Genomic DNA, 11,035 nt, shown 5'->3' with positions numbered 1-11,035 from the left:
GTGCGGGGGATGGTGCGGAAGGCACCGGAGCGGCGGCGCGGGGCAGTTCGGCCGCGCTGGGACGACCGGGGGCCGGCGGCTCCGGCAAGGTCCCTGCGCCGATATTGGGACGCTCAGGCGCGTGTTCCACCGCTGGCGCGGAGGCCGTCATCCGAGCAGGGACGAGCGGCCCCGTCGCGACTTCCACGGCGGTCGTCGCGCGTTCGGGCTCGGTGGCGCGCACGCTCATCGGCGCGGCACGTGGCGCGGGCTCACCACTCGCGGCGCCATCACCGGCGCTGCGCAAGGGTCCCTGGACGATCCGCGACAGGGCCGCCATCGCGCCTTACCCCTCCCCGAGGGCATCGAACAGGCGCCGGTCATCCTCGGCCTCGATGATGGCGAGGTACGCGGCGCGCCGGGGGAGCGTCAGGCGGAGGATCTGGTCCTCGCTCCAGTGGTAGCGCACGGCCAGCCTGTGGACGTCATGCAACATCCGTCGCTCCCTCCCGCTCATCTCGGCAAAAAAAAAGCGGCAACGTCGAAGGGACTCTCGAAGCCGGCACCGCAGGCCGGGCACTGCACGGCCATGCCGAGGTCGAGGTCCGGGAGCGCGGACTCAATGGCCCGCTCGATCGCGGCGCGCGCGGCGATGGGCAACGCACGCACGAACGCCTCATCGAAAGGCCCCTCCCCTCCCGCGTACCGGACCAGCACGCGGGCAAGGAGGAACGTGCGGCGCGCCGACTCCGATTCGAGACCGGCGGACAGCAGGTCTTCCTGATCTCCCGCCGTGGGCGTCCGCGCGAGCGCCGTGCGGGCCGCGGGCTCCGGCGGCAGCGCGTGGGCGGGAAGCTCGACCTCGACCTCGGTGGGGACGGGCGCCTCCGGCAGCGGGAGCTCGCTCAGCTTGAAGTCGATCTCGTTCTTGTGGCTGCACGAGGGGCAGGCCACCTGCAGGTGGACCACGTCGCCCAGGGAGAGCTGGCGGATCCGGACGAGGGCGGCGTCGCGCTCGACGGTCGACAGCGCCCGGACACGCGCATACGCGGCCTCGAAGTCGGCGCCAGGCGCCACCGAGCACCGCGCCACGATCTCATTGCAGAGCGCGGCGGTGTTGGAGTCCCGCTGGCGGGCCTCGACAGCCTCCTCCTCGTAGCCGGTCATCGCCCGGAGCGTTGAATCAGGGCGTGGCTTGTGCGCGCCACGGGATGGCACCCCGGGCGCCGCGGACCGCTGCGGCGCGGACTCGGGCGGAGGCGATGGCCGGGCCTCGCGCGCGCCCGCCCCCTCCCGCTGGGCAGGCCCTGTCTGTGCCCGTCGCTGGGTGAACGGGTTTTCGATCCGCTCTGTGGCCATCTCGGAGCTCCGTGGGCCGGTGGAGGAGGAATCAGGTCTCGGCGGGCTCGGTCAGCGTGGTGTCGCGCTGGAAGCCCTCGTGCTCGATCTTGACCATGGTGATGGCGACCGCGTTGGCGTTCGCGTCCATCTCCGGCGTGGCCTGGTATTCGCTCACCCACGCGCGGCGCACCTTGAACCGCAGGACCGGGGTGCTCTGGAGGTTGAGCACCTCGATGGCGATGTCCTTGCGGTACTTCGCGAGCGACATGGCCGCGGCGCCATCCAGGTTGTTCACCAGGTTGGCCCACTCCTCGAACGTGGTGTCGTGGGTCAGCCCCGCTTCCAGGGTGATGGGCTCGAACTTCGTGCGTCCCGGCATCTTCCGGACGATCGAAGGGTCGCCGGCTTCACGCCACTCGACGGCCTCGGTCGACTTCTTGAGGGCGCTCATCTTCGAGAGCCCGGCGACCGGACGCCCGTCGATGAGGACGCGGAACTTGAAGTTCTTGTACGGGTCGCTCCGGTGGCTGTTGACGGAAAAGAGTGCCATGGCCGTTTGCCCTCGCTACGCCTTCTGATTGACGATCTGGCTGAGTCGGACGACCACGAACTCGGCTGGCCGGAGCGGCGCGAAGCCGACTGCCACGTTGACGATGCCCGCGATCTGATCCGCCTCCGGCGTCGTCTCCGCGTCACACTTCACGTAGAACGCCTCGCGCGTGGTGCGGCCCGCGAACGCGCCCTGGCGGAAGAGCTGCTCCATGAACCCGCCGATGGTGAGCCGGAGCTGCGCCCAGAGCGGCTCGTCGTTCGGCTCGAACACCGCCCACTGGATGCCGTTGTAGATGCTCGTGCGCAGGAAGATGGCCGTGCGCCGGACGGGCACGTACCGCCACTCGGTGCTGGGCTGCATCGTGCGCGCGCCCCAGACGACGTTCCCGCCGCCGGGCTGGGCGCGGAGCCCGTTGATGCCCAGCGGGTTGAGGTCGTCCTGGTGGGCGTCGAGGAGGTTGTAGTCGAGGCGCCGGGAGTTGAGCACCGTCGCCTCCAGGCCCGCGGGGGCCTTCCACACGCCGCGGCGCTGGTCCGTGCGGGCGCAGATGCCCGCGACGAAGCTGCTGGGCCCGATGACCAGGGTCGGGTCCCGGCCGACGCCCGCCGGGTCGCTGATCTCGATCCAGGGGAAGTACACGCCGCCGAAGTTCGTCGTGGTGAGCACGGCGTTGCGGATGTAGGCGGCCGTGGCGGACGCCGCCTCCGTGGTCGACTTGTTCGCCGACCGGGGCATGTCCGCGACGCAGAAGAGGTCCTGCCGGGGGCGGCCCGTCACGTAGTCGAGGGCCGCCTGGGTCCGCACCACCACGTCGTTGTCCGCCTCACCGAGCTGGGCGGGGACGACGAGCAGGCTCGCGTCGGTGATCTCATCGAGCGCGGAGAGGAGCCCGGGGAGGCTGCCGTTCGGGAAGTCCGCATTGCCCTGGGTGCCGCCCGTCATCAGGTGCGTGGCGGCGGACGCGACGATGGCCGTGTCGAGCGGGCTCGCCCCCGCGACATCCGCGGGGCCGGCCGGCTTCACGACCGGGCCGTCCTTCCAGCGGATGTAGGAACTGCGCAGGAGCACGTCCTTCGCGTAGTTCTCATCCGTCGGATTGGCGGAGAGCCTGTCCCAGCGCTCGACGATGACGCCGTCGGAGGTGCCAGGGAAGGTGTAGACGACGAAGAGGCGGAACCGGTTGGCATCGCCGTCGCTGGAGTCGCCGAGGACCACCCCCAGGTTGTCCGACCACGCGCCCGGCGAGGAGGCCACGACCCCCAGGGAGGCCCGGGTCCCCGTCTTGGCCGGGGCGACGGTGGTGTTCGTGATGGCGCGCAGGACGTACGCCGACGTGCCGCCATTGCGGAAGAAGGCGTCGATCGCGTACCGCATGACCACGGAGCTGGCCGCGGGCGCGGTCCCGGCGTGGCGCTTGAACCCGCCGAACTGCCGCTCGTAGTCAGCGACGCCCTTGATCCGGGTCGGAATGAGAGGTCCGCGCTCGGTGTCGCCGACGAAGATGGCCGTCGACGTCCCCGCCGCCTCGATGGCTCGTGCTCCGCTGGGAACCTCTTCAACGTATACACCTGGATGCAGACGTGCAGGCATGGTCACCCTCGTTGCGAAGACGGTCAGTTCCCGAGGACGACGTACTCGATCGTCCCAGCATTGGTGGGGCTGTCTGGCGTTGCCTTGACCCCGGTGAGGGACACCGCGGACTTCGCCGGGGACCAGTGCATCAGCACGCCGCCCGCCGCGAGGCTGTAGAAGACATTGGCGCCGACCTTGATGGAGACGTCCTTGTCGGTGTTGTTCTGGAGGACGAAGCCCAGGACCTCGCTCACGGACCCGAACACGATGTCCACCGCGGTCGTGGACCCGGCGGCGACATCGACGGTTCCCGAGGAAGAGGCCGTGTACGCAAAGGCCACCCGGAACCCTTGTGTGAGCGAACCGCCTCCGCTGGGTGTGTAGGTCACGCTCGACGAGAACACCGCGTTCGCCATGGCCGCTCTCCTCCTACGAGAAGGAGGTCACGGCGGAAGCGCCCCCCTGGCGCTCGCATGTGCCCCCAAACCCAATGGTGTAATCAAAAACAAAACACCGTCATCCTTGTCCAGCTATTTATACGATTATTTTTCCACGATCACCCGCCCACACATGCAACACCTGTGGGAACCACGTATATGTTGACGCGACACATCGTCACACACCCGCAGTGCGTCAAACATGGTTACGGGCCCCGGAGGCCGGGGCCGGGCTGATCACCAGCGCCTGATGGGTTGGGGTGGTTCCTCCTCTGATTTCAAGTCCTGGCGGGTTCTTGACCCGGCCTTCAAAGCGCCCCACGCATGACATCCGGGGGATGACCCGCCGGGACACCGGTCACCGACTGTGGGTGCGTCACGGCTTCCTCCACGCGCGCCAGGACAATCACAAACACAGCCATCCACCCGGAACGAGACATCCTGATTGTGTCCGAACCGCCCGCGCGCATTGCCTTCATGGTTCAATCATTCATCAGGCTCTCGCGGCTGCCAGCGGAGGACCTTCGGCTTTTCAGTCCTGGCTGGCATGGCTTGGTTTTCCACGAGAGCTGGGATGCTCGAGGACCCGGGCTCCCCCCAGGAGCCCGCTGCAGGGGAAGTGTGGTACGAGTGAGCCCCGATTCTGGAACCGGAGGCTCGCGTTGAAGTTGTTTCGAGTGTGTCTGACTTCGCTGTTGGTGTTGGTGGTCGCGTGTGGTGATTCGACTTCGCCGGAGACGCCGGATGCCGGGCAGCCCCGGCCCGACGCAGGCGTCGAGACGCCCGATTCGGGCAACCCGGAACCGGACGCGGGCGCTGAGGATCCTGACGCGGGCACCGAGACGCCGGATTCAGGCACGGAGGCCCCGGATTCAGGCACGGAGACCCCTGATTCAGGCACCGTGACTCCGGACGCGGGCACCGGAACGCCGGACTCAGGCACGGAGACTCCGGATGCGGGCTCCGGGACGCCGGACGCGGGCCAGCCTGCCGACCTGAACGTCATCTCCAACGGAAGCTTCGAGGAATGGCCCGGTGCGCTTCCGGCCCAGTGGTTCGGGAGCACGTCGAACATCGAAGAGGTCCAGAAGGTCACGACGCAGGCCTTCGAGGGCGTGAACGCGGCCCGGTTGATCAACACCTCGTCCACGCACCGGCGGTTCAGCACCCTGGCGAAGTCGATGCCCGCGGGCCGCTACTCCTGCACCTACCAGGCGCGGGGAACCGGTGACGTCCGCAACGCCTACTTCGGCACGGACTACTCCAGCTATTCGTCCTACACCTCCGTCGACACCCGGACGTGGACCCGGCTGACGTACACCTTCAACCTCGCCAACGCGGTGTTCGACACGTTCGAGCTCATCTTCAGCGTCCGCAACACCAGCGGTGAGCATCTGCTCATCGACGACGTCCGCTGCGTCCGGGCCCCGGAAGCCTGTGATCAGGTCAGCTGTGAGGTCTGGGCACGTTGCGACAACGCCACCGCGACCTGCCAGCCGCTCTCCGGCCGCTGCGACGACGCCACGGACTGCAGCGCATGGCAGACCTGTGATGCGACCCACACGTGCGTGACCGCGGAGGACCGCTGCGTCCGCCACGCGGACTGCGCGGGGACTCCGGAGACGCCCGTCTGCGACACCGCCACGCACCTCTGCATCGAGGGCGACCCCTGCGCCGGGGTTACGTGCAGCAACCCCGCGACGAGCTGCAACCCCACGACGGGCGTGTGCGAGCTGGCCGAAGGGGCCTGCTTCACGACCTACGACTGCCGTGGCGCGCTGCCCGCCTGCGACCCGGCCACCCGGCGCTGCGTCGCGGCCGACCACTCCGCGAACATCATCCGCAATGGTGGCTTCGAGAACTGGAGCACCCGCGCCATCCCCTACTACGGGAACAACTTCGTCCCTGACTTCTGGTACGGCCTGGACAACGGCATCACGGACCCGGGCACGGAGATCAAGCCCTCGCGGCTCGCGCGCTACACGAGCGCGGTGCACGGCGGCTCGGCGGCGCTGCAGTTCGTGGTCCCCATCCAGGTCGCGGAGCGCTTCTCGCTCGAGAAGTTCAACGTGCCGGCCGGCAACTACTCCTGTTCGTACCGGGTGCGTGGCCACGGCACCATCCGCCACCGCCTCTATTCGAGCGGCGGCTGGAGCCCGCAGACGGACTTCATCGCCGTCGACAGCGACGAGTGGCAGCCGGTGTTCTTCCGCTTCACCGGCAACGTGCGTGACTGGCGCCTGCTCTTCTATCCCAGCCGCAGCGTCGCCGACCGCGGCCACCTCCAGGTCGACGACGTCGTCTGCACGAAGGACTAGCTGTTGCTGACTTGAAGGGAGCGATGCCGCGTGGAGCGGCATCGCTCCCTTCCCACCCCACCGGACGCACCCAGCGCCTTGACGGGGAGATATCCGTAAGCGATAACGGAGTTCGTGGACGACGTGGCGAAGCAGGGAACGGGGGCGCTCGGGTCACGACTGCGCCGGGTGGTGGAGCGGATGGACCGTGACGTCCATGCCATCTACCAGGCCGCTGGCGTGCGCTTCGAACCGCGCTGGTACGCGGTCTTCACCGCGCTGCGGAATGATGGCCCGCTGACGGTGGGAGAGCTGGCGGAGCGCCTGGGGGTCACGCACGCGGCCGTCAGCCAGGTGCGCACGGCGCTGGAGCGCGAGCGGCTCATCACCGGTGAGGCGGACCCGGAGGACGGCCGGCGGCAGCGATTGAAGCTCACCGCGCATGGACACAAGACCGCCGCGAAGCTGGCGCCGCTGTGGGACGCCATCCAGACGGCGGCCACGGCGCTCCTCGAGGAAGGAGCGCCACAGCTGCTCGCGGAGCTGACGGGCCTGGAGCACGCGCTCGACCGCCGCGGCCTGCGGGCGCGGGTGGGCGACCTGCTGCACCTCGATGAACCCGATGCGCCTGGAGCGACCGATGAGGATGAGCGCTAGCCGCCTGTTCACCGTCTTGACCGCCCTGTGTTTCCTGGCGGGTCCCCTGCCCTCCTTCGCTGCGCCCCCCGCCAGTGGCGGAAGCACGGCCCCCTCCCGGCTCACCGCCGCGGAGCGCGACGCGGCGCTGGCTTCCATCCAGGCGGAGCTCCAGCGGACCTACGTCTTCCCGGAGAAGCGTGCGGCGATCGTCGAGCGGCTGGAGCGGGAGCGGAAGGCGGGACGCTACGACGTGGACTCGCCAGCGGAGTTCGCCGCGCGCGTCACCGCCGACCTGTCGGACGCCAGCAAGGACCGGCACCTGTACCTCGTGAACGATGCCGCGAGATACGCCGCCGCGAAGGTCCCCAAGGCGCGGGAGACGGACACCGACGCGTACTGGCGGCAGCTGGCCCTGCGCGAACACCACGGCCTCGCGGACTTGCGTGTGCTGCCGGGCAACGTGCGCTACCTGAAGCTCTCCGCCTTCCACTGGGTCCAGGACGAAACTGGCGCCGCCTACGACGACGCCATGCGGTTCCTGAAGGACGGGGACGCGGCCATCATCGACCTGCGCGACAACGGAGGCGGCTCCCACGCGGCGGTGCGCTACCTGGTCAGCCACTTCCTCGATGGGGACGTGCTGCTCCTGACGTTCCTGAACGGCACCCAACCCCCGGAGCAGTCCCGGACCCTGGAGCACCTCCCGGCAGGGAGGTTGATGGGCAAGCCGCTGTACGTCCTGATCAACTCCCAGGTGGCCTCGGCGGGCGAGGATTTCGCCTACGACGTCCAGCAGTTCAAGCTGGGCGAGCTGATCGGCGCCAGGACCGCGGGTGCCGCCAACAACAACTCCTTCGTGCCGGTTGCGCCCTCTTTCGTGCTCAGCGTCTCGCATGGGCGTCCGGTCCACGCGGTCAGCCAGACGAACTGGGAGGGCGTGGGCATCGCTCCGGACCTGGAGACGCCTCCGGAGCAGGCCCTGCAGGTCGCCCAGTCCCGAGCCTTGAAGCGGCTGCTGGCGACGCCCGGCCTCTCCCCTGCCCTGCGCTTCGAATACGCCTGGGCCCAGACAACGGTCGAGTCCGTGCTGCACCCGGTCTCCGTCCCGCAGCCGGCCCTGAAGGCCCTGGCCGGGCGCTTCGGGCCCCATGAGGTGTCCTGGAAGGACGGCGCCCTGTGGCTGCGCCGCGGAAGCCGCGCACCTGTCCGGCTCAGGCCCCTGACGGCGGAGGGGCTCTTCTCGGTGGAAGGCTACGAGGTCCTGCGCGCGCGGCTGACCGGCAAGGCGCTGGAGTTGCTGTGGAGCGACGACCCGGAGCCGGCCGTGTTCGCGCGCGGCTGACCGCGCACAGGCGCGCGTGGGTCAGGGGGCCACGCGGAGGGTCACCCCGGTCCGGACACTTCCGGCGATGGCGTCGATGCGCATTCCGAGCGTCTTCTTGGGGACCAGGATGCTGGCGCGGAAGGTGCCGTGCACATCCGAGACGCCCGTGGCTGGCAGGACCTGCGTCGCTGGAAGTGCCTCCACCCGGATGGGGATGCCTGGAGCCGACACACCATCCAGCGTCGCGAGCACTGTCACCTCGACCAGCTCGCCCGCGGCGGGCAACACCGCCTGAGCCGGGTCGACACGAAGCTCCAGGACCCCACGCGTTCCGAAGGTCACCCGCGCCTCCCGGGTGGCACCGGCGAGCGTCGCCCGGACAAGCACCTCGCCGCCCTCCGGCCAGGCCAGCTCGACCTCACCCGCGACCCTGTCACATGGACTCTGCGGGCTCAGCGTCGCCAGGGCAGAGACCTTCGCGCCCTCCGGAACGGCCGCGGTGACCAGTTCCACGGTCGCGGAGATGGGCTCGCAGAGGTGGGGAATGGAGGCCTCCAGCCGCACCTTGAACGTCCCTCCGGATTGAAGCGGCAGGGTGCCGGTGGGCTGGATGTCCGGGAAGCCGAGGGTCAGCTCCGGCTCGAACGGCGCCTCGGGGTTCGCGTCATAGCCCTCCACCGTCTCGTTTCCGCCGCATCCTCCCAGCACGACCCACAGCGCCAGCCATACACCCCGAAACGCTTTCATTCCGTCACCCCCACGCTCTTCAGCAATGACTTGCCGGCATCCGCCAACGCGGAGGCGTCCACCGCGAGCCCCAGCGACCATCCCCACCTTGGCTGGGACTCGAGCCCGGGCGGAGCGGGAACATTCGGTTCGTCTCCGTTCGCCACGGCGATGCGGGAACCCAGCGGGGCCTCCTTCGTGGCCGTCTGAACGAACCGCAGGCTGGGACCGGTGGTCGCGAACACCCCTCGTGAGAACTCGTAACCCAAGCGCAAACCCACCTGTGAAAACGTCCCGCCTGAAGTGCCCACGAGCAGGCTGGGCCCCAGCGCCAACGTCCATTTCCGAGACATCCGCCGTCCGAACAGGACCGAAATGGAGGCCAGGTCCTGCGTGCGGTAATCCCCCCGCAGCTCGTAGACCCGCTGTGGGCCGGCGCTGCTCCCCAGCGGCATGTATCGCGGGGTGGTGAATCCCCCCTGACCCTCCATGGCGGCCGTTCCCGCGACCTCCACCAGCAGCGCGAAGGAGCTACCCTGGTCCGCATCCAGCACCACCCTGTTGCGGACCTTGGCGTTGTCCTTCGAAGGCTCGCAAGGCTGGGCATCACAGACATAGATTTCACGCCGCGTGCCCTTTTCGAGCGGCTCCACGACAAGGGTGCGCGTGCCGACGCGCGCGAAGGATGGCGCGCCCGTATCCACCTTGAGCGTGGCCTTGGCGACCCTTTCTGGAGTGCCATCGGAGGCTGTCTCGTTGTGTGGATTGCCAAGGCAGACCAGGGTGGGGGCATCCACGCTGAAGTCCAGCCCTCGAGACGTTGCCTGGGGAGGCAGCACCTTCGCGCCGGCAGGTTGCTCCGCAGCCGCGAACTTCGCGACGCCCAGCATGCGGACCGCAACGGAGAAGAACCCCGCCAGTGCTTCCACCGGTTCATTTCGCCCGGAGATGACCTGATGCGCGCCTACGCCCAGTTCGACTCCTGACGTGACATCGTGGAGCAGCACCGCGAGCGGCCTGTCCTTGACGGGGGAGAGGTCCTGCCTGGAGTCACCGCCGCCATATGCCGCCTCGGCGATTCGCTCACCGTCCACCAGGGGGAGCTCGACCTGGGCCACCAGGTGCGACGCCTTTTCGGAGCGGAGCCAGTTCAACATGGCGATTTGAGTACAGTGCGCCTCGCGTGCGTCCCCTTCGGGCAGCGCTCCAGGCTTCAATCCCCCGGCGGCGACCCGCAGCGCATCACGGAACTCCTGGCGCCTGTCCTTCAGGGCGTCGTTCTTCAACGCGTCGGAATAGCGACCAAGGGCTTCCGACACGGCCCCCAGCATCCCCTGCAGCGAGCGCTTCTCCTCGCAGATCTTCTTGAGCAGCCCGGGCTCGGACGTCGAGACGCTTCCACCAGGACACGCAGTCTCAAGCAGGTCGACGACGCTCCGGGCATCGGCAATCGCCTTCTCCACTGACTTCTCCAACGTGTCATTGGGTTTCGGCGACACCACGAACTTTCCCACGGCCTCGGTGATTGCGCCCACGTCCGCCCACTTCCGGAGCGCAGCCTGCTCACGTTCGATGAGCTCGGGTGTGAGGAGGACCTTCTCGCGCTCCTCGCGAATCGAACGAAGCCGGGCCTGTTCCGCAGCACCACGGGGCCGGTCGAACAGGCGCACCACCAGGCGGTCCTTCTCCGTCGCCGCGTCGGCCTCGGGAAGCCGATAGCGCACCCCGTGGTCCACGGAGCCGCAGGCGAAAAGGTGGCGCACGCCCTTGGGGGTGACCCGCTCGACCTGGACCCAGGCCGAAACCTCATTTCCCCCCAGGTCGAACGCCATCAAGGGTGCCGCTTTCTTGGAGAGTTTCACCGCGCCCAGCCTGTTGATGATGAACCTCGGGTCCAACGGCTCGCCCTGGCTGGGAAGGAGCTCGGCGCCCTTGCAGAGGAGCTCCATTTCCTTGATGTCAGTGCCAGACGCAGGCTCCGCGGCACTCACGGGCATCCCCGCGAGCAGCCACCCCATGACGCAAAGCCCCGCCAGGACTCGGGCGTGCAGGGGACGTCTGTATTCAACTCGTGTCTGGACAGGCATTGACCAATCTCCACTACGGCGTGAGCAGGAAGCGGACGCCAACGCCGCCGTCGGCGAGGCTCCCCCCCGCTGCCCCACCC

Annotated in this window: 10 protein-coding genes and 1 pseudogene; 3 read left to right on the top strand and 8 right to left on the bottom strand. The window is 68.7% G+C overall.

The window, feature by feature from the left end; genetic code table 11:
* The 6 genes and pseudogenes from D7W79_RS44595 to D7W79_RS30905 form a co-directional block, all read right to left on the bottom strand.
* Positions 1 to 319, bottom strand: a pseudogene (locus D7W79_RS44595) (hypothetical protein); the annotation flags it as partial.
* A 6-nt stretch (positions 320 to 325) separates the two neighbouring features.
* Positions 326 to 475, bottom strand: a complete 150-nt coding sequence (locus tag D7W79_RS43910; protein WP_158617087.1) for a hypothetical protein — start codon at positions 473 to 475, stop codon at positions 326 to 328.
* 17 nt (positions 476 to 492) lie between these two features.
* Entirely contained in the window at positions 493 to 1,146 is a 654-nt protein-coding gene (locus D7W79_RS30920; RefSeq protein WP_120528969.1) for a T4 family baseplate hub assembly chaperone, read from the bottom strand.
* A gap of 223 nt (positions 1,147 to 1,369) precedes the next feature.
* Entirely contained in the window at positions 1,370 to 1,870 is a 501-nt protein-coding gene (locus D7W79_RS30915) for a phage tail protein (protein ID WP_120528968.1), read from the bottom strand.
* A 15-nt stretch (positions 1,871 to 1,885) separates the two neighbouring features.
* Complete coding sequence (locus D7W79_RS30910; protein WP_120528967.1) at positions 1,886 to 3,463, bottom strand: phage tail sheath family protein; 1,578 nt, start codon at positions 3,461 to 3,463, stop codon at positions 1,886 to 1,888.
* A 23-nt stretch (positions 3,464 to 3,486) separates the two neighbouring features.
* Positions 3,487 to 3,861: a hypothetical protein gene (locus D7W79_RS30905; RefSeq protein WP_120528966.1), complete on the bottom strand. Its 375-nt coding sequence runs from the start codon at positions 3,859 to 3,861 to the stop codon at positions 3,487 to 3,489.
* A 683-nt stretch (positions 3,862 to 4,544) separates the two neighbouring features.
* On the opposite strand from D7W79_RS30905, the gene D7W79_RS30900 reads away from it, so the two are divergent.
* The 3 genes from D7W79_RS30900 to D7W79_RS30890 all read left to right on the top strand — a co-directional run bounded on the left by D7W79_RS30900 (position 4,545) and on the right by D7W79_RS30890 (position 8,160).
* Complete coding sequence (locus D7W79_RS30900) at positions 4,545 to 6,200, top strand: invertase recombinase-like protein (protein WP_120528965.1); 1,656 nt, start codon at positions 4,545 to 4,547, stop codon at positions 6,198 to 6,200.
* Positions 6,201 to 6,323: 123 nt separating this feature from the next.
* Entirely contained in the window at positions 6,324 to 6,836 is a 513-nt protein-coding gene (locus D7W79_RS30895; RefSeq protein WP_208729886.1) for a MarR family winged helix-turn-helix transcriptional regulator, read from the top strand.
* The gene (locus D7W79_RS30890; protein ID WP_120528964.1) at positions 6,826 to 8,160 is read left to right on the top strand and encodes a S41 family peptidase; all 1,335 of its coding nucleotides are present in this window, start codon (positions 6,826 to 6,828) and stop codon (positions 8,158 to 8,160) included. The genes D7W79_RS30895 and D7W79_RS30890 overlap by 11 nt, the downstream gene beginning before the upstream one ends.
* 21 nt (positions 8,161 to 8,181) lie before the next feature.
* Here D7W79_RS30890 and D7W79_RS30885 read toward each other — a convergent pair whose 3' ends face one another.
* Positions 8,182 to 8,889: a hypothetical protein gene (locus D7W79_RS30885; protein WP_147442135.1), complete on the bottom strand. Its 708-nt coding sequence runs from the start codon at positions 8,887 to 8,889 to the stop codon at positions 8,182 to 8,184.
* Positions 8,886 to 10,886: a hypothetical protein gene (locus tag D7W79_RS30880; protein ID WP_120528962.1), complete on the bottom strand. Its 2,001-nt coding sequence runs from the start codon at positions 10,884 to 10,886 to the stop codon at positions 8,886 to 8,888. Before D7W79_RS30880 ends, D7W79_RS30885 begins: the two co-directional genes overlap by 4 nt.
* Between the last annotated feature and the right edge of the window lie 149 nt (positions 10,887 to 11,035).

Source organism: Corallococcus exercitus, assembly GCF_003611585.1.
Classification (GTDB): domain Bacteria; phylum Myxococcota; class Myxococcia; order Myxococcales; family Myxococcaceae; genus Corallococcus; species Corallococcus exercitus.
The sequence above is the reverse complement of the archived record's forward strand: the minus strand, read 5'-3'. Positions and strand labels throughout refer to the sequence as shown.

What these genes read in the sequence shown, in the direction of transcription:
- D7W79_RS43910 (WP_158617087.1), bottom strand. Translation starts at nt 475, where the DNA reads ATGTTGCATGACGTCCACAGGCTGGCCGTGCGCTACCACTGGAGCGAG.
- D7W79_RS30920 (WP_120528969.1), bottom strand. Translation starts at nt 1,146, where the DNA reads ATGACCGGCTACGAGGAGGAGGCTGTCGAGGCCCGCCAGCGGGACTCC.
- D7W79_RS30915 (WP_120528968.1), bottom strand. Translation starts at nt 1,870, where the DNA reads ATGGCACTCTTTTCCGTCAACAGCCACCGGAGCGACCCGTACAAGAAC.
- D7W79_RS30910 (WP_120528967.1), bottom strand. Translation starts at nt 3,463, where the DNA reads ATGCCTGCACGTCTGCATCCAGGTGTATACGTTGAAGAGGTTCCCAGC.
- D7W79_RS30905 (WP_120528966.1), bottom strand. Translation starts at nt 3,861, where the DNA reads ATGGCGAACGCGGTGTTCTCGTCGAGCGTGACCTACACACCCAGCGGA.
- D7W79_RS30890 (WP_120528964.1), top strand. Translation starts at nt 6,826, where the DNA reads ATGAGCGCTAGCCGCCTGTTCACCGTCTTGACCGCCCTGTGTTTCCTG.
- D7W79_RS30885 (WP_147442135.1), bottom strand. Translation starts at nt 8,889, where the DNA reads ATGAAAGCGTTTCGGGGTGTATGGCTGGCGCTGTGGGTCGTGCTGGGA.
- D7W79_RS30880 (WP_120528962.1), bottom strand. Translation starts at nt 10,886, where the DNA reads ATGGGGTGGCTGCTCGCGGGGATGCCCGTGAGTGCCGCGGAGCCTGCG.